This is a genomic window from Streptomyces sp. Tek67B01 (assembly GCF_055231995.1).
Genome location: NZ_JBUYUY010000001.1, coordinates 6,298,558 through 6,323,997, shown reverse-complemented (window position 1 = coordinate 6,323,997; position 25,440 = coordinate 6,298,558). Strand labels below are relative to the sequence as shown.

26 protein-coding genes are annotated in these 25,440 nt (G+C 74.2%); 14 read left to right on the top strand and 12 right to left on the bottom strand.

Annotation, left to right across the window (positions count from 1 at the left end; all coding sequences use genetic code 11):
* The first annotated feature begins 98 nt into the window (after positions 1-98).
* Positions 99-1,559, top strand: coding sequence for a condensation domain-containing protein (locus ACV7NM_RS28575; protein WP_463412976.1), 1,461 nt, complete (start codon positions 99-101; stop codon positions 1,557-1,559).
* A gap of 53 nt (positions 1,560-1,612) precedes the next feature.
* Here ACV7NM_RS28575 and ACV7NM_RS28570 read toward each other — a convergent pair whose 3' ends face one another.
* Both ACV7NM_RS28570 and ACV7NM_RS28565 read right to left on the bottom strand, forming a co-directional pair.
* Entirely contained in the window at positions 1,613-2,842 is a 1,230-nt protein-coding gene (locus ACV7NM_RS28570) for an RNA polymerase sigma factor (RefSeq protein WP_463414101.1), read from the bottom strand.
* Positions 2,843-2,911: 69 nt separating this feature from the next.
* Positions 2,912-3,271 carry a YciI family protein gene (locus ACV7NM_RS28565; protein WP_463412975.1) on the bottom strand — a complete coding sequence of 120 codons (360 nt, stop codon included), beginning with the start codon at positions 3,269-3,271 and terminating at the stop codon, positions 2,912-2,914.
* Between the two features lie 258 nt (positions 3,272-3,529).
* Here ACV7NM_RS28565 and ACV7NM_RS28560 point away from each other — a divergent pair, with 258 nt between their 5' ends.
* Positions 3,530-3,907 carry a DoxX family protein gene (locus ACV7NM_RS28560; protein ID WP_463412974.1) on the top strand — a complete coding sequence of 126 codons (378 nt, stop codon included), beginning with the start codon at positions 3,530-3,532 and terminating at the stop codon, positions 3,905-3,907.
* 120 nt (positions 3,908-4,027) lie between these two features.
* On the opposite strand, the gene ACV7NM_RS28555 is transcribed toward ACV7NM_RS28560, so the two are convergent.
* Positions 4,028-4,297: a hypothetical protein gene (locus ACV7NM_RS28555; RefSeq protein ID WP_463412973.1), complete on the bottom strand. Its 270-nt coding sequence runs from the start codon at positions 4,295-4,297 to the stop codon at positions 4,028-4,030.
* A gap of 116 nt (positions 4,298-4,413) precedes the next feature.
* Here ACV7NM_RS28555 and ACV7NM_RS28550 point away from each other — a divergent pair, with 116 nt between their 5' ends.
* The 3 genes from ACV7NM_RS28550 to ACV7NM_RS28540 all read left to right on the top strand — a co-directional run bounded on the left by ACV7NM_RS28550 (position 4,414) and on the right by ACV7NM_RS28540 (position 6,268).
* Positions 4,414-4,752: a thioredoxin family protein gene (locus ACV7NM_RS28550; RefSeq protein WP_463412972.1), complete on the top strand. Its 339-nt coding sequence runs from the start codon at positions 4,414-4,416 to the stop codon at positions 4,750-4,752.
* A 128-nt stretch (positions 4,753-4,880) separates the two neighbouring features.
* Positions 4,881-6,068, top strand: coding sequence for a cytochrome P450 (locus ACV7NM_RS28545; protein ID WP_463412971.1), 1,188 nt, complete (start codon positions 4,881-4,883; stop codon positions 6,066-6,068).
* Positions 6,069-6,073: 5 nt separating this feature from the next.
* Positions 6,074-6,268 (top strand): ferredoxin, encoded by a 195-nt coding sequence (locus ACV7NM_RS28540; RefSeq protein WP_463412970.1) that lies wholly within the window; start codon positions 6,074-6,076, stop codon positions 6,266-6,268.
* Positions 6,269-6,344: 76 nt separating this feature from the next.
* Here ACV7NM_RS28540 and ACV7NM_RS28535 read toward each other — a convergent pair whose 3' ends face one another.
* The gene (locus tag ACV7NM_RS28535; protein ID WP_463412969.1) at positions 6,345-7,343 is read right to left on the bottom strand and encodes a BtrH N-terminal domain-containing protein; all 999 of its coding nucleotides are present in this window, start codon (positions 7,341-7,343) and stop codon (positions 6,345-6,347) included.
* Positions 7,344-7,432: 89 nt separating this feature from the next.
* Between ACV7NM_RS28535 and ACV7NM_RS28530 the strand changes: the two genes are divergently transcribed.
* Positions 7,433-7,786, top strand: a complete 354-nt coding sequence (locus ACV7NM_RS28530) for a DUF1304 domain-containing protein (RefSeq protein WP_463412968.1) — start codon at positions 7,433-7,435, stop codon at positions 7,784-7,786.
* On the top strand, positions 7,783-8,352 hold the full coding sequence (locus tag ACV7NM_RS28525; RefSeq protein ID WP_463412967.1) for a TetR/AcrR family transcriptional regulator: 570 nt from the start codon (positions 7,783-7,785) through the stop codon (positions 8,350-8,352). The genes ACV7NM_RS28530 and ACV7NM_RS28525 overlap by 4 nt, the downstream gene beginning before the upstream one ends.
* A gap of 66 nt (positions 8,353-8,418) precedes the next feature.
* On the opposite strand, the gene ACV7NM_RS28520 is transcribed toward ACV7NM_RS28525, so the two are convergent.
* Entirely contained in the window at positions 8,419-8,625 is a 207-nt protein-coding gene (locus ACV7NM_RS28520; protein WP_463412966.1) for a cold-shock protein, read from the bottom strand.
* Positions 8,626-8,996: 371 nt separating this feature from the next.
* Here ACV7NM_RS28520 and ACV7NM_RS28515 point away from each other — a divergent pair, with 371 nt between their 5' ends.
* On the top strand, positions 8,997-10,496 hold the full coding sequence (locus ACV7NM_RS28515; RefSeq protein ID WP_463412965.1) for a DEAD/DEAH box helicase: 1,500 nt from the start codon (positions 8,997-8,999) through the stop codon (positions 10,494-10,496).
* Positions 10,497-10,520: 24 nt separating this feature from the next.
* Here ACV7NM_RS28515 and ACV7NM_RS28510 read toward each other — a convergent pair whose 3' ends face one another.
* The 4 genes from ACV7NM_RS28510 to ACV7NM_RS28495 all read right to left on the bottom strand — a co-directional run bounded on the left by ACV7NM_RS28510 (position 10,521) and on the right by ACV7NM_RS28495 (position 13,915).
* Entirely contained in the window at positions 10,521-11,459 is a 939-nt protein-coding gene (locus ACV7NM_RS28510; protein WP_463412964.1) for a class I SAM-dependent methyltransferase, read from the bottom strand.
* Positions 11,460-11,653: 194 nt separating this feature from the next.
* Positions 11,654-12,151, bottom strand: a complete 498-nt coding sequence (locus tag ACV7NM_RS28505) for a hypothetical protein (protein WP_463412963.1) — start codon at positions 12,149-12,151, stop codon at positions 11,654-11,656.
* A gap of 111 nt (positions 12,152-12,262) precedes the next feature.
* Entirely contained in the window at positions 12,263-12,793 is a 531-nt protein-coding gene (locus ACV7NM_RS28500; RefSeq protein WP_463412962.1) for an SRPBCC domain-containing protein, read from the bottom strand.
* Positions 12,794-12,859: 66 nt separating this feature from the next.
* The gene (locus ACV7NM_RS28495; RefSeq protein WP_463412961.1) at positions 12,860-13,915 is read right to left on the bottom strand and encodes an NUDIX domain-containing protein; all 1,056 of its coding nucleotides are present in this window, start codon (positions 13,913-13,915) and stop codon (positions 12,860-12,862) included.
* A 325-nt stretch (positions 13,916-14,240) separates the two neighbouring features.
* Here ACV7NM_RS28495 and pip point away from each other — a divergent pair, with 325 nt between their 5' ends.
* On the top strand, positions 14,241-15,206 hold the full coding sequence (gene pip / locus ACV7NM_RS28490; protein WP_463412960.1) for a prolyl aminopeptidase: 966 nt from the start codon (positions 14,241-14,243) through the stop codon (positions 15,204-15,206).
* Between the two features lie 74 nt (positions 15,207-15,280).
* On the opposite strand, the gene ACV7NM_RS28485 is transcribed toward pip, so the two are convergent.
* Positions 15,281-16,237: a helix-turn-helix transcriptional regulator gene (locus ACV7NM_RS28485; protein WP_463412959.1), complete on the bottom strand. Its 957-nt coding sequence runs from the start codon at positions 16,235-16,237 to the stop codon at positions 15,281-15,283.
* A 102-nt stretch (positions 16,238-16,339) separates the two neighbouring features.
* On the opposite strand from ACV7NM_RS28485, the gene ACV7NM_RS28480 reads away from it, so the two are divergent.
* The 3 genes from ACV7NM_RS28480 to ACV7NM_RS28470 all read left to right on the top strand — a co-directional run bounded on the left by ACV7NM_RS28480 (position 16,340) and on the right by ACV7NM_RS28470 (position 21,955).
* On the top strand, positions 16,340-16,960 hold the full coding sequence (locus ACV7NM_RS28480; RefSeq protein WP_463412958.1) for a TIGR03086 family metal-binding protein: 621 nt from the start codon (positions 16,340-16,342) through the stop codon (positions 16,958-16,960).
* 100 nt (positions 16,961-17,060) lie between these two features.
* Entirely contained in the window at positions 17,061-18,917 is a 1,857-nt protein-coding gene (locus tag ACV7NM_RS28475) for an RNA ligase family protein (protein ID WP_463412957.1), read from the top strand.
* Entirely contained in the window at positions 18,917-21,955 is a 3,039-nt protein-coding gene (locus tag ACV7NM_RS28470) for a poly(A) polymerase (RefSeq protein WP_463412956.1), read from the top strand. Before ACV7NM_RS28475 ends, ACV7NM_RS28470 begins: the two co-directional genes overlap by 1 nt.
* 20 nt (positions 21,956-21,975) lie before the next feature.
* Here ACV7NM_RS28470 and ACV7NM_RS28465 read toward each other — a convergent pair whose 3' ends face one another.
* A complete protein-coding gene (locus ACV7NM_RS28465) occupies positions 21,976-22,893 on the bottom strand; it encodes an NADP-dependent oxidoreductase (protein ID WP_463414100.1) in 918 nt (305 codons plus the stop codon).
* Between the two features lie 114 nt (positions 22,894-23,007).
* On the bottom strand, positions 23,008-23,721 hold the full coding sequence (locus ACV7NM_RS28460; protein WP_463412955.1) for a peptidoglycan-binding domain-containing protein: 714 nt from the start codon (positions 23,719-23,721) through the stop codon (positions 23,008-23,010).
* 246 nt (positions 23,722-23,967) lie between these two features.
* Here ACV7NM_RS28460 and ACV7NM_RS28455 point away from each other — a divergent pair, with 246 nt between their 5' ends.
* Positions 23,968-24,432: a hypothetical protein gene (locus ACV7NM_RS28455; protein ID WP_463412954.1), complete on the top strand. Its 465-nt coding sequence runs from the start codon at positions 23,968-23,970 to the stop codon at positions 24,430-24,432.
* An 83-nt stretch (positions 24,433-24,515) separates the two neighbouring features.
* Positions 24,516-25,355 carry a MerR family transcriptional regulator gene (locus ACV7NM_RS28450; protein ID WP_463414099.1) on the top strand — a complete coding sequence of 280 codons (840 nt, stop codon included), beginning with the start codon at positions 24,516-24,518 and terminating at the stop codon, positions 25,353-25,355.
* The last annotated feature ends 85 nt before the right edge of the window (positions 25,356-25,440 follow it).

Here is a 25,440-nt window from a genome sequence, read left to right as displayed (position 1 = left end):
GGACCCCGCCCCCCCGCGCGCCGCGTGCGGGCGTCACCTCCACGGGCCGGGTGTCGTTAGGGGCACGGGGTTGACTCGGGGGGCGAAGGGATGACGGAATGCGGCAGTTTCCTCTGGAGATGCACACCTTGGCGCCCGGGCGGGTGGTCGAGTGGCGGGTGCGGTCCACGGCCGCCCAGGCCTCCGGTCCGGGCGGCCCGGCGGGCAGGAGGGCGTCCTTCAACCAGGACAAGCACTTCACGGTGGCCGAGGAGAGCCGTGGGGCCGACGACCCTGTGGCGTCCTGGCTCGCCGTGACGTTCGAGGTGCGCGGGCCGCTCGACGAACAGGCCCTCGCCGAGGCCCTGCTGGCCTTCGTCAGGCGCCACGAGGTGCTGCGGTGCGAGTTCCGGCGCCTGGCCGGGGAGTTGGCGTGTGAGCCGCTCGCCGCGGACGAACTCGCGCTGGACACCGTGCCGGTGGGTGACTTCGCGACCACCGAACTACTGCGCGCCTTCCTCGTGGAACGGTTCCGGCGGAGCATCGACACGCTGTCGTGGCCGCTGTTCACGATGGGCGCCGTGCTGCGCGAGGACTGCGCCACCGTCTACCTCGCCTTCGACCACATCGTTTGCGACGGGATGTCGATGCCCATCGTGGTGAACGAGGTGCTGACCGCCTACGAGGCCCTGTGCCGGGGCGAGCGGTCCGCCCTGCCGGCCACCGCTCCCAGTTACCTCGACTTCGCCGAGGAGCAGCGACGGCGCTACCTCTCCATCGACGCGGGCGACGAACGGCTCGGGTACTGGAAGTCCTTCATCGCGCGCAACGGCGAGTTCTTCCCCAGGTTCCCGCTGGACCTCGGCGTGGAACCGGACCGGATGTACCCCATCGTCAACGAGGCCTCGCCGCTGCTGGACGCCGGTGAGGCGGAGGTGTTCGACAAGTCCTGTGTGGCCGTGGACGGCAAGCCGTTCATGGGGGTGCTGGCCGCCGTCGCGCTGTCGCTGCGGGAGGCCGGCGGCCCCGGCGTCTACCGGGGGTTCATGCCGGTCAGCGAGCGCGGCCGCGAGGGCTGGTCCGATTCGGTCGGCTGGTTCGTGAACACCATGCCCATCGAGTTCGACGCCTCGCCCGGGCGGGACTTCGCAGAGGTGATGGCCGGAATCCGCTCGGGGTTCGGGGAGTTGCTCCGCCACATCGACGTACCGTTCGTGAGGGCGTGGGAGTTGCTGGCGCCCGAGGAGTTCGCGGCCCGTTCCTGGCCCTACCCGGTGAACTTCTTCTCGTACATCGACATGCGCAAGTGCCGGGGGGCCGAGCGGCACGAGGACTGGCGGCCCGCGTCGCACGTGTGGTCGGCGCGCGCCAACGGGGCCTGTTCCTGGTACCAACGCGACGCGGACGGGCTGCACATGAACTCGATCTACGTCGACACCCCGGCCGCCCGCCACACCATGGGCGCCTTCCAGGAGGCGCTGCGCGAGACGGTACGGGACATCGCCCGCTCCGGCGGTTTCCGGCGTCCCATCGCGCTGACGGCGCCCCGGCGCCCGTCGGACGCGCCCGTGCGGGTCTGATCACGCGTACGGTCCGGAACGCGACCGGCTGGGGCGCCGGTCGCGCGGCCCGGTCACGGTGCGCCGCCGGTGCGTGCCCGCCCCAGCAACAGGTCCCGCTCGCGCGCGTTGCGCGTGAGGGAGGCGGCCCGTTCGAACTCCGCGCGGGCTTCCGCCCGACGGCCGAGCCGCTCCAGCAGGTCGCCCCGTACGCTCGGCAGCAGGTGGTAGCCGCGCAGCGCGGGTTCCTCCGCGAGGGCGTCGACCAGCGGCAGGGCCGCCTCGGGGCCCTCGGCCATGGAGACGGCGACCGCCCGGTTCAGCTCGACCACCGGTGAGGGGATCAGCCGGACCAGGCGTCCGTAGAGGGCGGCGATCGTCTTCCAGTCGGTGTCCTCGTAGCGGACGGCCCGGGCGTGGCAGCCGGCGATGGCCGCCTGGAGGGAGTAGGGGCCGAAGCCGGCGCGGCTCACGGCCTCGAAACCACGCCGGATGAGCATGCGGTTCCACTTGGCCCGGTTCTGGTCGGCGAGCAGGACCGGCCCGCCGTCGGGATCGGTGCGGGTCGCGATCCGGGAGGCCTGGAACTCCAGCAACGCCGCCAGGCCGTGGACTTCTGGTTCCCCGGGCATCAACGCGGCCAGCACGCGGGCGAGCCGCAGGGCGTCCTCGCAGAGGGCGGGGCGGACCAGGTCGTCCCCGGCGGTGGCCGAGTAGCCCTCGTTGAAGACGAGGTAGATCACTTCCAGGACGGAGGCGAGCCGCTGTTCCCGGTCGGCTCCGTACGGGACCTCGAAGGGGACGCGGGCCTTGGCCAGCGCGCGTTTGGCCCGGACGATGCGCTGGGCGACGGTGGGTTCGGAGGTGAGGAAGGCGCGGGCGATCTCCTGCGTGGTCAGGCCGCCGACCAGGCGCAGGGTGAGTGCGATCCGGCCTTCCGCGGTCAGGACGGGGTGGCAGGCGGTGAAGACCAGTCGGAGCAGGTCGTCGTCGATGTCGTCCTGGGCGGCCGGTTCGGGCGGGGGCGGTACGTCTTCCAGGGTGCGGCCGACCTCCGCGAGCTTGCGCGCGTAGGTCTCCTTGCGGCGGACGAGGTCGACCGCGCGGTGCCGGGCGGTGGCCATGAGCCAGGCACCCGGCTTGTCGGGGACACCGTCCCGCGGCCACTGTTCGAGTGCTGCGACCAGGGCGTCCTGGGCGATCTCCTCGGCGATGCCGACGTCGCGCACGATCCGCGCGACGCCGGCGATGATCCGCGGGGACTCGATCCTGAACACCGTTTCGACCGCTTGGGCCGGGGTCACTGCCGTCACGGCCACCCATCAGAGCAGCCGTGACGATGCGGGGCAAACGGGGCTCGCCCGCGGCGGGGCTCAGCCCTCCGCGATCTGCCGGAGTTCGGCGCCCACCGTCCAGTGCTCGGGGTGGACCTCCAGGAATCGCTTGGTCCACTCCAGTGCCTCGGCCTTGTCCTTGGCCTGGAGGATGGCGTAGCCGCCGACGACCTCCTTGGTCTCGGTGAAGGGGCCGTCCGTGTAGCTGAGCTTGCCCCCGGACCACGTCACGCGGGTTCCTTCGGAGGTGGGGAGCAGTCCGGCGGTGTCCAGCATCACCCCGGCCTTGGTGATCTCCTCCAGCAGGGCTCCCATCCGCTGTTCGAAGTCGGGCGGGAAGGGGGTGTCCGTGGGAAGACTCTGCTCGTCGATGCGGATCAGGGAAAGGAAGCGCGGCATGGTGACTCCTCGGTCGGTGGGGCGGGACTGTTCCCGCCTTTCACTCCTGTGTCGAACGGGAGACGCCGGGATCGACAGCTCCCGGAAAGTTCTTCGGGAAGTTCTACGGATTCTTTTCCGGACCGCCGACCGCTTCGCCATGGCGGCCTTTTACTACCGGCGAGTAGGATCGCGGGGCCGTCCTCGCCGTGGCCGCCGGCCTCTCCGTCCCGGCCCGTCCGTCCCCGGCCCGTCCGTCCCGCCTCCGAGAGGAACCCCATGCCGCGCACCCCCTCCTCACCCCTGCTGCTCGCCGGCCTGCTGGCGACCGCGGCGGTGGCGCACGCGGTCGCGCCCAAGCAGTTCGACGCGATCGTCCCGCGCTCCTTGCCCGGCACCCCCCGCCAGTGGACGTACGCGAGCGGCGCGGCGGAACTCGCCCTCGCGGCCGGGATCGCCCATCCGCGCACCCGTCGGGTGGCGGCGCTCGCCACGGCGGCGTTCTTCGTCGGCGTCTTCCCGGCCAACGTGAAGATGGCGGTCGACGCCCGACGCGGCGCCCCCGCCCGGCAGGCCGCGACCCTGGTCCGGCTGCCGCTCCAGGTACCGCTGGTGCTCTGGGCGCGCAAGGTGGGCCGGAGCGCCACGGCCGCCTGACATCCGGCGCATCCGATGCCGGCCCCGACGGAAGTGAACGCAGAGCCCCCGGTCAGGCGTCGGTGGACCGGGGGCTCGCCGCGCGGCCAACGCCCCCGCTCCGGCCCCCTCCCGCCTCGCTCAGGGGCTGTCCCCCGACCAATCCCAGCGTCGCGGGTCCGTGGCGCGGCGGCGGTAGTGGGCGCGGCCGCCCGCCCCGTAGCGGCCTATCTCGGTGGGGAGGCGGGCCTCTTCGGCCAGCCGGGGTCCGCTCCAGCCGGTGACGTCGAGCAGGAGGCCGTCGAGCGGCCCGCCCACGAGCTCGCCGTAGACATGGCCGGGGCGCGGTCCCGGGTCGGGGTCGTCGTGGTCGGCGCCGTAGACCCGGCGCCGCAGCATCCTGTCGTCCATGCGTCCAGGCTGCCGGCCACCACTGACAACGGACCCCCGCCGTCACGGGGATGATGGGGTGCCCGGCCGGACCGATCACGCCGGGGCCCCGCCGAGACGCACGAGGAGCAGCACCCATGGCACGTCGGGTACACCAGCCACTGGAGGACCAGGAGTTCGATTTCATCCTGGGAATGTCCCCGGGGCCGGTTCTCGCCTACTTCACCGGCACTTGGCCCAAGGCCGTGGAGGCCTGCCGGGCCATGGACGTGCTCGTCGGCGAGGTGGCGCAGGAGTACGGGACTCGACTGACCGCCGTACGGACCGACATCACCCGCTGCCCCGGCACGACCAGGCGCTATGGCGTGACGGGCGCACCCACGGTGGTCCTCGTCCGGGACGGCGGGGCCGTCGCGACCCAGGACGGTCCGATGACCCGCGAGGAGTTCCGGGCGTTCCTCGAAGCCCACCTCTGACCCGGCCGACGGGCCGCTGGGCCCTTCGGGCGACTTGCGCCGGGTCTGGCCGAAACTCCCATGGTGAGATAGGTGCCTAGGGCATGTAATGGAGCCGGCAAGACGGACCATCGCTCGCGAGGTGCTGCATGACAGAAACCGTTGCCTTTCCCCAGGACCGAACCTGTCCCTACCACCCTCCGGCGGCCTACGCGCCCCTGCGGGAAACCAGGCCGCTCTCCCGCGTCACCCTCTTCGACGGCCGCTCGGTGTGGGTGGTCACCGGGCACGCGCAGGCGCGCGCCCTGCTCTCCGACGGGCGGCTCTCCTCCGACCGCCAGAACGCCGCCTTCCCCGCCACGACCAAGCGCTTCAAGGGGTTGACGGCCCGCCGGACGGCCCTGCTGGGGGTCGACGATCCCGAACACAACGCGCAGCGCCGGATGTTGATCCCGAGTTTCTCCCTCAAGCGGACCGCCGCCCTGCGGCCGCGGATCCAGCGGACCGTGGACCGGCTGCTCGACGAGATGATCGCCAACGGGTCACCGGCGGAGCTGGTCGGCGCCTTCGCCCTGCCCGTGCCGTCCATGGTGATCTGCGCCCTGCTGGGGGTCCCGTACGAGGACCACGAGTTCTTCGAGGCGCAGTCGAGGCGGCTGTTGCGCGGGCCGGAGCTCTCGGACGTGGAGGAGGCCCGTCACAACCTCGACGCCTACTTGGCGGAGCTGATCGCCCGCAAGCGCACCGAACCCGGCGACGGGCTGCTGGACGACCTGATCGCGCAGCACCTGGAGACCGGCCGGACCGATGTCGAGGAACTGGTCGCCCTGGCCGTGATCCTGCTCATCGCGGGGCACGAGACCACGGCGAACATGATCTCGCTCGGCACCTTCACCCTGCTGAGCCACCCGGGGCAACTGGCCGAGCTGCGCGCGGACCCGTCGCTGATGTCGGAGGCCGTGGAGGAGCTGATGCGGTTCCTGTCGATCGCCGACGGCATGCTGAGGGTGGCGACCGAGGACATCGAGATCGGCGGCGTCACGATCGGCGCCGACGACGGCGTCGTCTTCTCCACTTCCGTCATCAACCGCGACGAATCGGTCTTCGAGGATCCCGATTCCCTGGACTGGCACCGTCCGACCCGCCACCACTTGGCGTTCGGTTTCGGCATCCACCAGTGCCTGGGCCAGAACCTGGCCCGCGCCGAGATGGAGATCGCGCTCGGCTCGCTCTTCACCCGGCTGCCCGACCTGCGGCTGGCGGCCGAACCGGAACGGATCCCGTTCAAGCCGGGCGACACCATTCAGGGCATGCTCGAACTTCCCGTGGCATGGTGAGCGACATGCGGATCTCCATCGACCAAGGCGTATGCATCGGCGCCGGACAGTGCGCGCTGACCGCGCCAGAGGTGTTCACCCAGGACGACGACGGCTTCAGCGAGCTGCTGCCGGGCCGCGAGGACGGCCACGGCAGCCCGCTGGTGCGCGAGGCCGCCCGGGCCTGCCCCGTCGCGGCCATCTCCGTGGAGGAGACCTGAACCTGACGGCGCCCGCGCGAGACCGTGCCCGGACGGCGCCCGGGCGCGGCCTCGCGCGGTCCCCCGTGTGGCGGTCCTACCCGGCGAGCGTCGCGACGGCCTCGCGTTCGAGCTCGGAGCAACGGTCGACCAGAGCGGCGCACGCGCCGAACAGGGCGCGGCGCTCCTCCGCGTCGGCTTCGGGCGCGGCCGCCCGGGCGAGGCCGGCCAGTCGCGACCAGTGCAGACCCGACTCCCGGAAGAGTCCCGCCGCCTCGGGCCGGCCGGCGAGGTCGAGGAAGTCGGCGTAGAGCGGCCGGGTTGCGCCGGGCGCGGTCCACTCCTCCTCCAGGCAGGCGTGCAGTCGCCGGGTGGCGGCGCGGAAGGCCTCCGGCGAGCCGCCGAACCGCTGCTCCCAGCCCGCGGCCGTGGCGGTGTCGCGCAGGTCCGCGGAGAGCCTGTCCATGCCGGAGAAGCCGAAGTTCACGTCGAACCGGTTGCCCAGCACCGGCCCGTTCAGGCGGCCGACGGTGGCGGCGACGGCCCCGTCGAGGTCCGGTTCCCCCTCGGGCGGTCCGGTGGGCACGACCAGTTGGTGGCGGCCCGTGGGATGAGCGGTCCAGGCCGCGCCGAACTCCTCCCGGTCGATCCGGTACGGCGCCGCGGCGCCGTCCTCGACGAAGAGGTCGTCGCCCTCGTACCCGGCGATGACCACGGTGTACGCGTCGGCGCCCGGCGTCGGGGCGACCGCCTCGTGCCAGGGCAGTGAGGCGCGGTCGACGACGCAGAACACGGGCTGCCCCCCGTCGAGCGCGGCGCGGACCCGGCCCCACCGGGGGTTGGTGCTGCGGGTGGCGTCGTAGGGGACGTGCAGCCGGCCGAGGGCGACCTGAACCCACGGCTCGGGGTGCGCCTGGGCGACGATCGTGGCGACCGGCGGGCGGCCCGGGTACTCGAACACGAAGTACATGAAGCCGATACCGCCCGCGAGCCCCGCGACCAGCGCCTCGTCGTGGGAGTTTCCCAGCGCGTGGCGGATCAGGGAGCTCTCGCGGTGGCGTCCGGTCCCGAATTCTTCGTACAAGAGCACAGTCATGCGCTCAGCGTAGTCGCGCGCCGGACCCCGATCAGCCGACTTCCTGTACAGTTGTCCAGGAAATTTCCCGTCCTGCCTCGGAGGTAGCCGTGCACACCGTCGCTCACATCCTGATCGGCGTCGTCGCCGCGCTGCACGCGTACTTCCTGGTGCTGGAGATGTTCCTGTGGGAGCGGGCCCCCGGGCGCGCGTTGTCCGGCTTCGACGCGGCCACCGCGAGGCTGACCGCGCCCTTGGCCGCGAACCAGGGGCTCTACAACGGCTTCCTCGCCGCCGGGCTGGTCTGGGGGCTGGTCATCGACTCGCTCGCCACCCAGGTGTTCTTCCTGGTCTGCGTGATCGTCGCGGGGGTGTACGGGGCGGCGACCGCCAACCGTCGCATCCTGATCGCCCAAGCCCTGCCCGGAGCCCTCGCCCTGGGCGCGGCGCTGCTCGCGTCGTGAGCGGCGAGGACCCGCGCACGGCGCGCACGAAGGCCAGACTGCGCGAGGCACTGCTCGTCGAGTGCGCGGACCGGTCGCTGCCAGAGGTGAGCGTCTCGGCCGTGGTGCGCCGCGCCGGGGTCGGCCGTGCCACCTTCTACCTGCACTACGAGGACCTCACCGCGCTCGCCGTGGACGCGTGCGCGGATGTCGTGCACGCGGCGGTGGACGCCCTGCACGCCTGGCAGACGGATCAGGCGGCGCTCCCCCCGGCGGCCCCGCCGGCCGCGCTGGCCGGATTCCTCTCCGACGCGGCGGAGCGGGGGCCGCTGTACCGGGGGCTGCTCCTGCCCGGCGGCCACGGTCCCCTGGGCGAGCGCTTGTCCCGGGAGCTGCGCGCCCGCGCCCGCGCCGAGCGCGTGGCCGTCGGGGCGCCGCACCCCGACCTGGTCGCCTCCGCCGTGGCCGCCGCCTTCACCGGCGTCCTCGCGGACTGGCTGCACGCCCGCGTCCCGGCCACCGCCGCGGAGCTGGCGGACCGGCTCTGGCGGCTGCTGCTCGCCCTGCACGCGGCGGGCCGGCCGTGAGCGGCGTGAGCCCCGCCGGAAACGCTTCCGGCGGGGCTCACGAACAGCTCGGCTCGTGAAGCGGAGTCAGTGGAGGGGGACCACCTGCTCCGCCTGCGGACCCTTGGGGCCCTGGGTCACGTCGTACTCGACCTTCGCGCCCTCCGCCAGCTCCTTGAAGCCGGTGGTCTGGATCGCGGAGAAGTGCACGAACACGTCAGGACCGCCGTCGTCCTGCTGGATGAACCCGAACCCCTTCTCCGAGTTGAACCACTTCACGGTGCCAGTTGCCATGGGTACTGATCCTTCTCAACGTGCCTCTCGGGCCACATACGCGGCCGTCTCGATAGTGCCCAACCGCCCCGCGCGCCACACCCCAGGCGCGGCCAACCGGGGTCGTTCGAACTTCTGGCCGCCTTGTCCGTGAAAGGAGTGAGGGCCCCCTTCCCCGGCGGCGGGCCACCGGTTCTCCGCGCGGCCCCCATCGGCCGGGGCCCGGGCCCCACGACTGGTAAAATGGGCGGGAAACTTGATGCGCGGGCCGCTCTCGCCCGGTGCGGACGTGTACGACGAGCCGGGGCCCGTACCGAGGGGTACGGGCCCCGGCTCGTTGCCGTCCCAGGGCGCCGCCGCGCCGCGCTCGCTCTCCTCACGGAAGGTTCTGCATGAAGAACCCGTCAGCTCACGGGCGTTTCGGCGTCAAGGCAGGAGCCAAGGCAGGCGGCAAGCCGGGCGCCAAGGGCTCCGGCAAGGCCCCTCGGACCCTGGGACCGCAGGGCGAGTTCGCCATGCCCAAGACCGTCTCGCCCGCGCTGGCGCCGGTGGCGTCGTTCGCGGAGCTCGGTCTGCCCGTCGAGCTGGTGAAGACGATGGACGACCAGGGGGTGCGCGAGCCCTTCCCGATCCAGGCCGCCACGCTGCCCAACTCCCTCGCCGGCCGGGACATCCTGGGCCGAGGCCGCACCGGCTCCGGCAAGACCCTCGCCTTCGGGCTGGCCCTGCTGGCCCGGACGGCGGGACAGCAGGCGGACCCGAAGCGGCCGCTCGCCCTGGTCCTCGTACCGACCCGGGAACTGGCGCAGCAGGTGACGGAGGCGCTGGACCCCTACGCGAGGGCCCTGAAGCTGCGGATGGCGACCGTCGTCGGCGGTCTGTCGATCGGCCGGCAGTCCGGCGCGCTGCGCACGGGCGTGGAGGTCGTCGTGGCCACCCCGGGGCGCCTCAGCGACCTCGTCGGGCGGCGTGACGTCCACTTGGAGCGGGTACGGATCACGGTCCTCGACGAGGCGGACCAGATGTGCGACATGGGGTTCATGCCTCAGGTCACGGAGATCTTGGACCAGGTGCACCACGCCGGTCAGCGGATGCTGTTCTCCGCGACCCTGGACCGCAATGTGGACCAGTTGGTGCGGCGCTACCTGAAGGACCCGGTCTCGCACTCGGTCGACCCGCAGTCCGCCTCGGTGGGGACGATGGACCACCACGTCCTGCACATCCACGCGGCGGACAAGATCTCCGCCGCGACGGAGATCGCCGCGCGCGAGGGCCGGGTGCTGATGTTCCTGGACACCAAGCACGGCGTCGACCAGTTCGTGAAGCACCTGCGGGCGATGGGCGTGCGCGCGGAGGGCCTGCACAGCGGGAAGTCGCAGCCCCAGCGCACCCGGACCCTCGGCCAGTTCAAGGACGGGCTGGTCAACGTCCTGGTCGCGACGAACGTCGCGGCCCGCGGCATCCACATCGACGACCTCGACCTCGTCGTCAACGTGGACCCGCCGGCCGACAGCAAGGACTACCTGCACCGCGGCGGCCGCACGGCCCGGGCCGGCGAGTCCGGCAAGGTCGTCACGCTCATCACCCCGAACCAGCGCCGCGACATCGTCCGGCTGATGGCCGACGCCAAGATCCGGCCGACCATCACGCAGGTCCGCTCCGGCGAGGCGGCGCTCAGCCGGATCACCGGCGCCAAGGCCCCGTCCGGCGTCCCCCTGTCGGGTTCGGCGCCGACGGACGCCAAGGGCCGGCCGAGCGGCTCGGACCTCGGCTTCCGGGGCATCGGGACCCGCCCCGGCCGGCCCGGCAAGGGCAAGGAGTCCCGTAAGACCATCGAGGCCAGGCAGGCCGCCGAGGCGCGCCGCGCGGCGCGGGTGCGCAAGGGCGTCTGACGCCGCCGCGCGCGGCGCCCGGGTTCAGCGGCGGCGGCTGCGCGCGGCCACGATCGCCCGGGTGACCAGCGGCGGGAGCAGGTCCTTGGCCAGCTTGCGCCAGCGGGCCGGCGGCCTGCGGACAGCGGCGGGGGCGGTGGTGGCGGGCGGCGAGGCGGGCGGCTCCTCGGCCGGGTGCAAGGGCTTCGGCGGTGCGAGCGGGATCACCCCTTCGTCGCCGATCCGCACGAGCGGCCGGCCGGCGACGATGTCGACGCCGTGCCACAGGTCGGAGCGGCCCTCCAGCCAGCTCAGCAGCGCCGCCTGGTGGGGCTCCGGGTCGCCCCAGGTGGCGTAGAGCTTCGACGCCGAGACGGCGATCACCCGCAGGCCCTCCGTGACGACGGCGGCCCACACCGCCGCGGCGACGCCGGGGCAGTGGGCGGAGCGGTAGTCGTCGAAGACGACCACCGCGTCCGGGGCGGCCACCAGCCGGGAGGACGCGACGTCCTGCACGACGTGCTCGTAGAGGTGGGAGGCGTCGATGTGGATGAAGCGGCAGCTCTTGGCGCGCACCCGGTCGGCGACCACGGAGGTCGGGGCCTGGATGAGAGTGGGCAGCTTCTCGTGGAAAGCCAGGTAGTTCGTCTCGAAGCCGCGCCGGGTGAGGGTGGGGTACGAGTCGCGCACCTCGCTGAGGTTCTCGTCGTCCGGCGGGGGCGAGTCGAAGAGGTCGCAGACGGTGAACTCCTCACCGTCCCGCAGATATCCGGCCAGGAAGATCGCACTCTTCCCCATGAACGCGCCGAGTTCCAGGAGATCGCCCGAGGAGGCGGCGTCACTGTTCTGCCGGGTCAGGAACCAGTCGAAGAGCACCTGATCGTAGGCTGAGAACCACCCCTTGACCTCGCTGAAGGCGCGGGGGGTGGGGGGAGTGGGCTCGGCCTCCGGGGTGCTGACGGGAGCCTGTGAAAGGTGCGACACGGAGAGTCATCCTCCAGCGGAATGGCATGGTCCAACGCTGATACCCGGCCAGGTGAGCCGACCATATGCCCCCGAACGCGCGTGTGACGAGGCTTCGGTGAGAGAGCGTCCGCAATCCGTGCTCCGGGCGGGTCGATAAGCCGCCTTTATAACGATCTGCCGGGTTCGCTCCACCGCTGCCCGGACACCCCCGGTCAGACGGTTCCACGTCTGCGCAGCCGCCGGGCGGCGGCGTCGCGCACCCGGTGCGTGCGGGCCGAGGCGGCCAGCACCCCCAGCGCCTCGTACGAGGTCACCGTCTGGGCGGCCGTGCGCTGGCACCAGTCGGAGGCGGCGGTGAGGTCCTGCGCGGACCAGGACTCGCCCGCGCCGATGGTTTTGAGCAGGGTCCACTCGCGCAGCCGCCGGGACGGGAAGCGGCGGCCGTGGAGCGCCGTCTCCATGGCCTTGGCCCAGCCGGTGAACCGCGCGTCCGCGAGCAGGCGTACCGCCCGCCGGTCCAGGTGCGTGACGACGGCGCTCTCGGCCATCACCGGGTCCGGGTCGCGCAGGACCACTGCGACCGCCTCCGCCTCGGCCGCCTCGCCGGAGGCGGCCGCGAGCGCCGCGAGGTGCGTGGCGTAGCGCCACCGCTCCGGTGGCTCCTCAGGCCCGCTCCCCGCCCGGCGCGTCTCGTGTCTGCTGCTCCCCATGCACCCCATTCCACACGACCGCCGGGAACGGGCGTCGCCCAGGGGGCACGCGGGAGGCGGGGGGCGTTCCGGGCCCGGGAACGCCGCGCGCGCCGACGGGAAACGGTCGGGTCAGCGCTCGTAGGCCTCGTGGCCACCGTGGCCCTGCTCGCCCTCGTGGCCGGGTTCGGGCAGCGGGGCGCCGGTTTCCAGCAGGGTCTTGAGGCTGGAGGCCAGGAGCGGCCAGGCCCGCGCGCACATGCCGATGAGGGTGCCTCCGGGCTCGAACCCCTCGTGCACGATGGTCAGTCGGGCGAGGGTGTCACCGACCGGCTCGATCTCGTACGTGACCTTCGTGCGCCGCTCGCGGGCCAGCTCGGCCCGCAGCTCCTCGCCGACGCCCACCGCGGCGGCCCACTGCGGGGTGAAGGTGTGCCAGGTGTAGGAGAGCCTGCGGTTCGGGACGCATTCGAGCACCACCTGGGCCGGGTCACCGGTGCGCGCTCCGCGTTCGATCCAGTCCATGCGCGAGCCCACCGCCCAGTCGGTCTCGAAGCTCATGCCCCAGTAGCGGCGCGTGAGGGCGGGCTCCGTCAGCGCCTGCCACACGCGGGCGGGGTCGGCCTGGACGTACAAGGTGTAGTTGATCGCGCTGTCGCTCATGGCCTCCATGCTGCGGGACCGCGGCCCGCGGCACCAGGATTGGGAACGCGCCGCCACCCGGGGCCGTCACCAGCGCGCGCCCTCGCGGGGCAGCTCGGTGGGCGGGACACGGGGTGGGGCGGGGAGCGAGAGTTGTGCGCGGGCCGCGTGGACGGCCGCCAGTTCGGCACGGCCGGCGGCGCCCCAGTCGCTGAGCTCGCGGACCTGTTCGGGGGTGGCCAGCAGCCGTGCGTACGCGGGGTCGCGGTGCGCGGACACCGCCGTGAGGCGGGCGACGGTGCGGGCGTGGGCGCCCTGGTCGGCGTACCGGTAGCCGAGTGGGGCGGCCCCGGTCGTGGGCTCGGCGTACGGGGGCGGCAGGTGGGCGGCGCCGGTCGCGCGGGCGATCAGCAGCAGGACCCGGCCGTCGGGGGCGAACAGCCACCCGGAGCGGTCCCGTACGGGCAGCCCGGCGGGTACGGGGCCGGGGTGCCAGGCGCCGCGCCCGGGGGTGCGTCGGGTCCGCAGCACGCCGAGCCGGTCGAGGGCGTGGGGGGTGATCGGCCGGCCGTCCTCCAGCAGCACGGCGCCGGCGCCGGCGATCCGGGCGCGCAGGGCGGCCAGGGCCCGTCGGGCGTCGCCCGCGTCCATCAGGGCCGGCAGGTCGGCGGGCTCGACGAAGCCGATGCCGGTGATCTCCTGGGTCGGGAGGCGGACCGCCCCGATCCGGTCGGGGGTCCAGGTGCCGCCGTCGTAGACGTACAGGATCTCCCCGGGGAAGCCCATCTCGGGCGGGAACCCGGGGGTGTCGGCGGGGATCCAGTCGACGGCGAGCCCGCGCGGGTAGTGGCCGTCGATCCCGAGCTCTTCGCGCATCTCGCGGGCGGCAGCGGCGGACGGCGACTCGCCCGCGTCCACGGCGCCGCCGGGCAACAGACGGTCAGGGCGGTAGTCGACCGTCTGGACGAGCACCCGGCCGTCGGGGTCGGTGACGAGGACGACCGCTCCCGTCCAGAGCGCGGCGCGCGAGGCCCCGTACGCGGCCGGGGTCATCCAGGTGCCGGCCTGCCCGGCGGCGCCCTCGGCACCGTGCCCGGCGGCGTGCCCGGTGACGTGCCCGGTGTCATCGGTCAGCTCGGGCATGGGGACTCCGTTTCGCCGTGGGGGGACCCGCCGGTTGTGCAACAGCGCGCGCCGCCCTCCGGTTACGGCGCCCACCCGTCCACCCTGATGCGGAACCCACTGCACCACTTTGCCGCTCCGATACCTCCTTATTGCCTGATTATGTCGATCTTGCTAGCTTCCCTGATGCGGACAGGCGGCCTGAAAACCGCCCGTCCGACCACGTGACCGGCCGCTGGGGGCGCAGCCGGTGCAGGTACACGCCGACGGCGGGACGGCCGTCGGCGGACGGCGCGGGCCGCCTCCGCTAAGCGTCATCGGTCGCCGACCTGGAGGGAGTTCGGCCTTGACTGAGCTCCATCCGCCGATCGAGCCCTACGACCAGGGGATGCTCGACGTCGGTGACGGCAACCTCGTGTACTGGGAGACCTGCGGCAACCCGGCGGGGAAGCCGGCGCTCGTCGTGCACGGCGGCCCGGGATCGGGATGCGGCCCGGACGCGCGCCGGTACTTCGATCCGCGGAGGTACCGCGTGGTGCTGTTCGACCAACGGAACTGCGGCCGCAGTACGCCCCACGCGAGCGACCCCACGACGGAGATGCGGCACAACACCACGGGGCACCTGATCGCCGACATGGAGCGGCTCCGGCGACACCTGGGCATCGACCGCTGGCTGTTGTACGGCGGCTCGTGGGGATCGACGCTCCTCCTGGCCTACGCCGAACAACACCCGGGGCGGGTGACGGAGATCGTCGTCTCAAGCGTCACCACAACCCGACGCTCGGAGATCGACTGGCTCTACCGGGGCGTCGGCCGGTTCTTCCCCGAGCAGTGGGAGCGGTTCCTCGCCGGCGTGCCGGGCACACCTCCCGACGGTGACATCGTCGGGGCCTATGCCCGCTTGATGGAGCACCCCGACGAGGCCGTCCGGAACAGGGCGACAGCCGACTGGTGCGCCTGGGAGGACGCGGTGCTGTCGGGCGAGACGAAGGGCGCTTACCGCCCGTACGGCGATCGGCCCCCGGCCGCCCGGCTGGCGCTGGCGCGTATCTGCGCCCACTACTTCTCCCACGGGGCCTGGCTGGAGGAAGGGGCGCTGCTTCGCGACGCGGGCCGCCTGGCCGGCATCCCCGGCGTCCTCGTCCACGGCCGACTCGACATGGCCGGACCCCTGAACACCGCATGGGAGCTCTCCCGCGTCTGGCCCGACGCGGAGCTGGTCGTCGTCGAGGACGCGGGCCACCTGGGCGGTACGACGACCCGCGACCATGTGCTCGGAGCTGTCGAACGGTTCACGGCCGGCCGAAGTTGACCCGGCGGTCGGTGTGGCCGAGCGCCAGCCGCCGGCAGCGGGGGGGCGGCGAGGCCCTGGCGGGCCGCCGGTCGTCAGGGCGGGGGGTCGGGCGCGTACAGCGCGGACAGTTCGGCTCCTATCGCGGCCAGTGTCCGACGCAGTTCGGGCGGTTCCAGGACCTCGACCCACGCGCCGAACCCGGCGAGTTGGGCGGCCAGTGCGCGGTGGGCCGGTCCGTCGATGCGGACCTCCGTCCAGCCGTCGGCCGGCGTTTCCCCGACCGTGACCCGGCCTCTCAGAAGGCGCTCCAGGCGGGCCAGCGCCCCGGGGGCGACCCGGGCCCGTGCCGTGACCGCGAACATGCCGCTCTCGATGACTTCCGCCCGCTCGCGCCACACCGATGCCAGGTCGAAGTCCGGCGGGCGCACCACCGGTTCGCCGGTGGGTTCCACCGAGGTGACCCGGCTGAGCCGGAAGGTTCGCAGACCCGCCTCCGTGCCCGCGACGAGGTAGTCGACCCCCGCCTTGGTGACGAGCCCGAGGGGATCGACCAACCGCACCCCCGGCGGCTTGTCCACCCCCGTGTACCCGAGCCGGACCCGCTCCCCCTCCACCACGGCGCTCTGGAGCAGCGCGCGGTGGTCCCCCTGCGCCGTGGCGGCATTGCGGGACCAGTCCGTGTCGTCGGTGATGCCGGCGCGGGCGGCGGCCTCGGCGTCCGAGCGCAGTCGCGGTGGCAGGGCGCGTACCAACTTGCGCAAGGTGGTGCGTAGTTCCGGGGTCGCGGCGAGCGGACCGGTGAGCAGGAACAGCGCCCGGATCTCGGTGGCGGTCAGGCCGGTCAGGTTGGTGCGCGCCCCGCCGACCAGGGACCAGCCGCCGCCCCGGCCGCGTCGGGAGTAGACGGGGATGCCCGAAGCGGCCAAGGCCTCCAGGTCGCGGCGGGCGGTGCGCTCGGACACCTCCAGCTCGGCGGCGACCTCCGCCACCGTGACCCGGCCGCGCTCCTGGAGGAACAGCAAGGTCGCCACCAGGCGGTCGGCCCTCATGCGCCCTCGTTCACAGTTCACTGCCTCCGGCCGAAGTCACCCCGCGAGAACGGCCCGTAAAACTGGCCGGAAGGTGGCCACTTTAGCCGTCAGGATGAGCGCATGAACGAGAACACCGCGCAGCTCGCTGCCCCGCTGACCCCGTCCGCCCTTGCCTTCGACCCCCGCCGGGACCTCTCGGCGGCCATCGCGCTCGCCGGGCGCACCCTCGCCTCCGTCCGCCCCGACCAGTACGACTCCCCCACCCCCTGCGACGACTTCGACGTACGGCGGCTGTCGAGCCACCTCGTGGCCGTCCTGCGACGCATCGCCGTGATCGGGCGGGGCGAGGACCCGTTCAGCGTGCCGTCCTTCGCGGACGAACTGCCCGACGGCGCTTGGGCGCAGGCCTGGGGACCGGCCGCCGCGGAGGCGGAGGCCGTGTGGGCGGACGAGGGCATTCTCGGCCGGGAGCTGCGGCTGCCGGTCGGGCCGAAGCCCGGGGCTGTGGGCGCGCTGATCTACACCAACGAACTCACCGTGCACACCTGGGACCTGGCGCGGGCGACCGGGCAGCACCCCGCATGGGACCCCGCTCTGGCGGAGCGGGTGCTGGAGGTCGTACGCCGCTCCCTGCCGGCCGGCACGCGGGGTGGGCCGGTACCCTTCGGGGAGGTCGTCCCGGTGCCCGAGGACGCTCCCGCGATCGACCGGCTGGTGGCGTGGGCCGGGCGGCGACCGTAGGTCCTGTCGGCAAAGTCCGGTCGGCCGCGATATCGGGTGGATCCGCCGGCGCCCCCTACCTAGAGTGACGGTGGAGGACGTCGTCGGGCAGGAGCGGACCATGCGCACGCATTACCCACGTACGGCGCACCTGCCCTGGTCCCCCGGGGCCACCCCGGATGACGTGCGGGTGTCCGGTCCGGTCGCACTGGCCGGGCGGGAGGTCGTCGTCACCGAGAAGCTCGACGGGGAGAACACCACCCTCTACCGGGACGGACTGCACGCCCGCTCCCTCGATTCGGGGCACCACCCCTCCCGCGCCTGGGTCAAGGGCCTCCAGGGCCGCATCGGCCCGGGGATACCGGCGGGCCGGCGGGTGTGCGGGGAGAACCTGTACGCCCGGCACTCCCTCCCGTACGAGGATCTGGAGAGCTGGTTCTACGGGTTCTCGGTGTGGGACGGCGACCACTGCCTGGACTGGGACCGGACCGTGGGCTTCCTTCGGCGACTGGGCGTCCCGACCCCGCGCGTGCTGTGGCGGGGCGTCTACGACGAACGGGCGCTGCGCCGGCTGCGGATCGACACCACACGCCAGGAGGGGTACGTCGTACGGACCGTCGACGGCTTCACGCGCGCCGACTTCGGGCGCCGCGTGGCCAAGTGGGTGCGCGGCGGGCACGTGCGGACCGACACGCACTGGATGTACGCGCCGGTCGTGCCCAACGGGCTCGGGCCGACCGCCGCGCTCTGGGCGGTCCGGTCCGGGTCCGAGCCGGATACGGCGGCCCTGATCGGCGCGCTCGGGGTGGAGTCCGGGCCGGCGCCGGAAGCCGCGTCCTGCGGGTCGGCCTCCGTCACGGAGATGGTGACCGAGGCCGTGACCGAGGCCGTGGCCGAGGTGGCCGTCCGGTTGGACGGGCTGGGGCGCACCGGGGAGAGCCGGCTGACCGGGGTGCTCGCCGCCGCGCTGCACGGCCTGCCACGGGCCCGGCTGGGTCCGAGACTGGCCGCCGGACCGCTCGGGATGCCGACGGCCCGGCGGGTGGCCGACCTGGTGGGCCTGTACCCGGTGCTGCGCCGGCCGTTCCCGGACACCGAGCGGCGGGCCGGGCTGGTCCGGTTGGCCGAGGCCGCCGACCTGGGCGTGCTGCACGCGCTCGCCGGGGCGCTGGGGCAGTCCGGGGACACCGCGGGGCGGGAGTGCGTGGAGTGGTCGGCGCTGTACGCGGAGGACGCCGGGCTGCTGGGGCCCGACCCGCTGGGGCCGTTGCGCCGGGGGCTTCGGGAGGCCCTCGTCGGGCTCGGGCAGCGCGCCGCCGACCGCTGCTGGGCGCAGGCGCGGGAGGCGTTCGGGCAGGGCCGGCTGAGCACCGCCGAGGAGGCGGTCGCCGCGACCTGGCGCCGGCGCGACGGCGCCTTCCCGCACCTCGTGCAGTTGTGCGGGCCCTCGGGCAGCGGGAAGAGCACCTTCGCCGGGAGCCTGGCCGGTGTGGAGGCGTACGTCAGTCTCGACGATCTGCGCACCGCCCGGGGTTCGCGCTCCGACCAACGGGCCAACGCCGACGTCCTGCGCGAGGGCCTGGGCCGGCTGGACACCGCTCTGGCGGCCGCCGCGCACACCGGCGGAACGGTGGTGTGGGACGCCACTTCCCTCACCCGGCAGCAGCGGGGCCTGGCCGGGGCGGTCGCGCGCCGCCGGGACGCGCTGGTCACGCACGCCGTGGTGTGGGTCGAGGAGGAGGAGTTGTTGCGGCGCAACGCGTCGCGGGCGCATCGCGTACCGGAGGGCGTGCTGGCGTCGCAGCTGCGCCGGTTCACGCCGCCGTACCCGGGCGAGGCGCACCTGACGTGGTACGTCGGAGCCGACGGGACGGTCGGCGACACGGCCGGGTCCATCGGCCCGACGGATGCCGGGACCGCCCCGGCGGAGACGGGACGAACCGCGGCGGACGCCGCCGTAGCGGACGGGGTCGGCTGATGCGTACCAGCGAGGAGCTCTACCACCAGGTCCGCTGGGACCCCCGCTTCGACCCGGCGCGGTTCACGCTGGGGCTGCTCCAGCGCGGTGCCGCCCCCAAGCGGGTTCCGCTGCCGTCCTTCGTGCCGGGCGGCGACATCCCCTGGCACCGGGTGCTGTTCGTGGAGGCGGATGGCGAGCTGGTGTGGGACCGGGCCACCGGTGTGGACCGGATCGACGTGTCGCGGGCCGGGCGGGTGCGCGATCCCCGGTTGCTGCGGGCGCCGTTCTTCACCGCCCGCACCCCGTACGCCTGGGACCCGGCGGACGGCGGGGCCTGGCGGCCGTCGGACGGGCCCGGCGCCGGGAGATCGGCCGGCCCGGCGCGGGTGCGGCTGCTCACCTGGAACACGCTGTGGGACCGCTACGACGCCCCGCGCATCGCGACCGCCCGGCGCAGGCCCCTGTTGCTGGCCGACCTGGCCGCCGCGGACGCGGACGTGATCGCGCTCCAGGAGGTCGAACCCGCCCTGCTCGGACTGCTGTTGGCGCAGCCGTGGGTGCGGGACCGCTACACCCTGGGCACCGACCCGGGGTGCGCCGATGTCGCCGACAGCGGGTTGCTGCTGCTGAGCCGGCTGCCGGTGCGCGAGGCGGCGCTGCACGCGCTGGGCCCGCACAAGGCGGTCACCGCCGTCACCGTCGACACGGCGGCCGGCCCCCTGGTGGTGGCCGCGACCCACCTGACCAGCGACCACACCGAGCGCGGCGCGGAGCGGCGCGCGGCCGAACTCGCGCGGCTGGCCGAGGGGCTGGGCGGTGTCGAGGCCTCCTTGGCTCTGCTCGGCGACTTCAACGACGGCCGGTCCGGGGCGGAGGGACCGGCCGTCGCGCTCGGCCTGCGGGACGCGTGGAGCGACGTACACGGCCCGGCGGACGACACCCCGACCTTCGATCCGGTGGCCAATCCGCTGGCGGCGGTGGGTTCACTGTCGGGGCGGGCGGCCCGGCTGGACCGCGTCCTGCTGCGGTCGGCGGGCGCGCGGGTGCGTGAGGCCGCGCTGCGGGGCGACTCCCCCACCGCCGAGGGACTGTTCGTCTCCGACCACTACGGGGTGGAGGCCACGGTCGAGTTCGGGGCGGACGGCTCGGGCGGCTCCCTCGACGTACCGGCGACCGCGCGGACGGCGGTGGCCTGGTTGCCACCGCCCGATCCCCTCGTGGACGCGCTGCGGCGGGAGCACGACCCGGGCGCCGACCGGTGGCCGCCGCACGTGAACCTGCTGTTCGGCTTCGTGCCGGAGTCCTCCTTCGAGGAGGCGCTGCCACTGGTTGCCGAAGTGGCCGCGCGGACCGTCCCGTTCACCGCCCGGCTCGCCGGGGTGCACAGCTTCGGGCACCGCGAGGACGCCACCTTGTGGCTGGACCCGGCGGCCGACGGTGACGCGGCCTGGCAGGAGTTGCGGCGGGCGCTGGTGGAGCGCTTCCCCGGGTGTCGCGGGCGGGAGACGGACGTACGGGGCTTCACCCCGCACCTGACGCTGGGGCGCAGCCGCGATCCACAGCGGGCGGTCCGCGAGTTCGAGGCCCGGCTGACGGACGGGGGTTCGGCGGCGCGGGTCGGATCGCTGGCGGTGCTGTCGCGGCGCGGGGACGAGCCGATGCGGGTACGGGCGACCGTGGATCTGGGGACGGGGTCGGTGCGGTGGCTTCCCGAGGAGGCGCCGTCACCTCGGTACGCGGCGACCGCCGGGCCGAACACCTCCGGACCGAACACCGCCGGTCCGGTCGCCGCCGGGACGCCCTCCGCCGGGACGCCCTCCGCCGGGCCTGACACCGCGGTAACGCCCGCCGCCGGGCCTGACACCGCCGAGGCGGTCGCCGCACGGATCGCGGCGGCGCTTCCCGGGGGCACGGTGCACCTGGCCGGTTCGCGGCGCATGGGTTGCGAGCTGCCGGGGGCGGACCTGGACCTGGTGGCGGCCCTGCCGGGCGAGGAGTCCGCAGAGCGGTTGCGGGAGAGGATCGCCGCCGCGCTGCCGGAGGCCCGCGTCCGGTCGGTCACCGGAGCGCGGGTGCCGGGCCTGCGGTTCCGGGTGGACCGGCTCGACGTGGACCTGGTGGCCGTGTTCACGGGGGGAACGGCCCCGGCGGAGGCGGTGCCCCGGCGGGCCGGGCTGGGCGAGGCGGCGGCGATGGCGCTCGGCGCGGTGAGTGACGCCGACGCGGTACGGGACTTCGTGGGTCCGCGGTCCGAGGCGTTCGCGTGGCTGGCGCGCGAGGTGAAGTCCTGGGCCCGGGCCCGCGGTCTGGACTCCGCGCCGTTCGGCGGCCTGCCGGGGCTCGCCTGGGCGGTCCTGGCGGCGCGCACCGTGGCGGACGCCGGCGACCTGGCCCCCGCCGCCCTGCTGCGGGAGTTCTTCGCCACCTGGGCGGCATGGGACTGGCGCGTCCCGGTCGCCCTGAGCGCGCCGAGCGGCGCGGACGCGGCCGTGGACGTGGCCGCGGCCCCACACCCGCGGGCCGGCGCCGGCACCGGCGCCGGCACCCGCCCGCAGCGAGAGGAGATCGGTGAGGATGCCGACGCGGCCGTCAGCGTGCTCACGCCCTCCCACCCCGTCCGCCGTTGCACGGCCCAGGTGGGCCCCGGCCTGCGGGACCTGCTGGTGCGGGAGCTGTACGCCACCTGGGAGTGTCTGGAGGACGACCCCTGCCGCCTCGCGCCCGCCCCGCCCGCCCCGCCGCACCGGCGGCACGCGGCGTGGGCGGTCGTGACCGTACGGGGCGCGGGGCCGACGGAGTTCGAGGAGAACCTGGGCCGGACGCGGGGTCGTCTGCGCGCCCTGCTCGGCGACCTCGCGGACGCCGGTCTGCCCGACGCCCATGCCTGGCCCCGCCCCTTCGAACGCGGCGACGCCCTGGCCCGGTACGCGATCGGCCTCGGAACCCGCCCGCCGGACGCGGCCCGGCTCGCTCGCGTCGCCGCCCCCTGGTCCCGGGGGCTGCCGGGCGTCGACGTCACCTGGGCGGAGTGCGGGGCGGTCCCCTCGCTCGCCTGACCTACGGGGCCGGGCGGCGCTCAGACCTCGATGACGATCTTGCCGGCCGTGTGCCCGGTCTGACTCAGCTCGAAGGCGGCCGCCAGCTCGGCCAGCGGGAAGGTCTCGGCCACGGGCACTGTCAGCAGCCCGCTGTCGGCGAGTCGACCCAGTTCGGTGAGGTCGCTCGCGACCGGCCTGACCCACATCCACTGACCGCCCGCGCCGAGCACCGTGTGGTCGGCGATCGAGGCGTGCCGCCCGCCGGGCGCGAGGACCGCCCGGGTCACGTCCAGCACCCCTCCGACGAAGTCCGCGACGACGTCCACCCCTTCGGGCGCCAGCTCGCGGACCCGGTCGGCGAGGCCGTCCCCGTACGCCACGGGCTCACAGCCCAGCTCGCGCAACCGGTCGTGGTTGCGGGGCGAGGCGGTGCCGATGACGCGGGCACCGAGCGCGCGGGCGATCTGCACGCCGAGGGAGCCCACCCCGCCCGACGCGCCGTGCACGAGGACGGTGTCGTCCTTGCCGGTGCCGAGGCGGGTGAGGAGCTGGTACGCGGTGAGGCCTGCCAGCGGCAACCCGGCCGCCTGCTTCCAGTCGAGCGACGCGGGCTTGGCCGCCAGCGCCCGTACGGGCACGCTGACGAACTCCGCGAAGGTGCCGCCGTGCACGTAGTCCTTCCTGGCGTACGCGATGACCTCGTCCCCGACCGCGTACTCGGGGACGTCGATGCCGACCCGCTCGACGGTGCCGGCGACGTCCCAGCCCGGTACCACCGGGTACACGACGTCCATCAGCGCGTCGAGTCCGCCTGCCATGATCTTCCAGTCGACGGGGTTGACCCCGGCGTACTTGACGCGGACGAGCACCTCGCCAGGGGCGACCTTGGGGACGGGCAGCCTGGTCTCGGCGAGTACCTCCGTACCGCCGTACGTCTCGTATGCCATGGCCCGCATCGTTTCCTCGGACATGTACCGGCCTCTCCGTGTGTCGGTGCGATCGCCTGCGTGTCGCCATCCCATCACGGGCGCCCGGAGCGGCTCCGGCAAGCCGCGCCGCCGCCGGTCGTCTCAACCGAAGGCGGCTCGCGTGGCCGGGCCGTAGACGCCGGGCGGGTCGCCCTTGATGTCGCGGTCGCTCTGGAGCTGCGCGACACCGCGCCGGGTGCGCCCGTCGTAGACGCCTGTGACGGCGACGTACGTGAACCCCTGCCCGCGAAGACGCTGCTGAAGCTCGCGCACCTCGGGCCCCTTGTCTCCCTGGCGCAGGGTGTCGGACTCCCCCGCCGGGGCCGGCGGGGCGGCGGACGGCCCGGCGCTCCCGGGACGGGTGCTCGGGCTCGCCGTCGGCGCCGACGCCGACGCCGACGCCGAAGCGGTACCCGGGGTCTGGGCGGAGGCCTTGGGCCGGGTCGGCGCGGCGGACGACGGGACCGGTTCGGAGTCGGGGCCGCGCGCCGGGAGCACGGGCACGGTCAGGCCGGACGGCGCGGTGGCCCGGGTGCGTTCCGGGTCGGGGCCGCTCAGCAGGGACACCAGCCCGCCGGCGCCCGCGAGCGCGAGGACGGCGAGGAGAGCGAGGACGGGTGGCTTCCGTCGCCTGCCGCGTCGGCGCACGCCGGGCGCGCGGGGCACCGGCCCGGGGTGGGAAGGGGACGCGGGCACCGGGAGCAGGCCCCGGACCGGAGGCGCCCCGGCCCCGGGCCAGGTCGGAGCAGCCGTCGCCGGGGACGGCTGGTCTCCGGCGGCGACGTAGGGGCGCACCAACAGGCCGTCGTCAGGCATGGGCCCGCTTCCGGCAGGTGACACGGGGAACCGCCGCGCGGGCGGGCAGGGGCATGGATGCGTCTTTCGAAGTGCGGGTCGCGCCGTGGTTCTCGATCGGGCGCACTCTTGCCTTCCGGGACGGCTCCGGTCAAGCCCGGTGTCCGATCCGCCCGTTCCCTCCGGTCGGGATCCGACCTGAATCGGCGTCACCCGGACGCGTGAGGGGCGCGGCCGGACCGTCCGGGGGTACGGCATGGTGGCGGTATGCAGTTACGCCGCGCCGCCCTGCCCCTTTCCCTCCTCGCGCTCTTGGCGGGCGCGGGTTGTGCGTCGGTCGGCCCGGGGCAGCCTGCCGCGGGCCCCGCGCGGGGTTCCCGGCCACCGGTGGGCGCGCCGGACGCCCTCCCCGCCGCACCCCCGCACCGGCCCCTGCCGCTGCCCCCGTCCCTGCCGCTGGGCGATCTTCCCGACACCGGCCCCGCGCCGGTGTCCGACGCCGACGCCGGTCCGGGAACGGACCGGGCGCCGAGGGGGGCGCCGGGCGCGCGCCCGCCCCGCCGGGGCGGCGAACGCGCCACGAAGCCCGCCGCCCCCCGGCGGGTCCGCCCGCCCGCCGCACCGCGCGGGGCGGGTCCGCGCAGACCGCCCGGAGAGGAGCCGTGCGCGGTGGCGGAGGGCGTCGTACCGCCGTCCGTCGTCGACCTGTGCGTGCGCCAGTACGGCCATTGAAGGCCGCTGACCGGCGAGAATGACGGTCCGGGCCCGCGGGGCTTGACCCTCACACCGTGTCAGGGCCTGCACTGGAAGGCGTCATGTTCACCATCGGAGACTTCGCCAAGCACGGCCGGGTGTCGGTCCGCATGCTGCGTCACTACGACGCCCTCGGACTGCTGCGCCCGGCCCGTGTCGACCCCGCCAGCGGCTACCGCTTCTACGAGGCCGAACAGCTCTCCCGTCTCAACCGTGTCATCGCGCTCAAAGAACTCGGTTTCAGCCTCGGGGAAGTGGGGGCGATCCTGAACGAGCGGCCGGACGTGACGGAGCTGCGCGGCATGCTGCGGCTTCGGAGGGCGGACCTGGAGAGCGCCGTGGCCGCCGCCGCGGCGCGGCTGGCGGAGGTCGAGACGAGGCTCCGGACCATCGAGAGGGAGGGCACCATGCCCACCGACGAGATCGTCGTGAAGAGCTTGCCGGCCGTCCGTCTGGCGGAGCTGACCGGCGTCGCCGCCGGATACGCGCCGCAGGAGATCGGGCCGGTCATCGGCCCTTTGTACGAGGAACTGTGCAGCCGTGTCGAGGCCGCGGGAGTCGTTCCGACGGGTCCGGGTCTGGCCTACTACGAGGACGCTCCGGACGCCGAGCCCGGACACGTCCTGGTGCATGCCGGGCTCCCCGTAGCGGCGGCCGTCCGGGCCGAGGAGCTCGGGGGTGGGGTGAGGATCGTGGAGCTGCCCGCGGTCGAGCGGGCTGCGACGGTGGTGCACCGCGGGTCGATGGACGACGTGCTGCCGACCGCCCAGGCGTTGGCCCGGTGGATCGACGCCCACGGCCATCGCTCGACGGGGTTCGCACGCGAGCTGAACCTCTCGTGCCCGCAGGACCGCGACCAGTGGGTCACCGAACTCCAGGAGCCTTTGGTCGCGACGCCCTGAACGGCTTCCGGAAGTGGACCCTGACGGCGTGAGCGGACCTAGGTCGCGGCGTAGGTCCAAAGTCGCTCTGGTGCCCATGGGCATG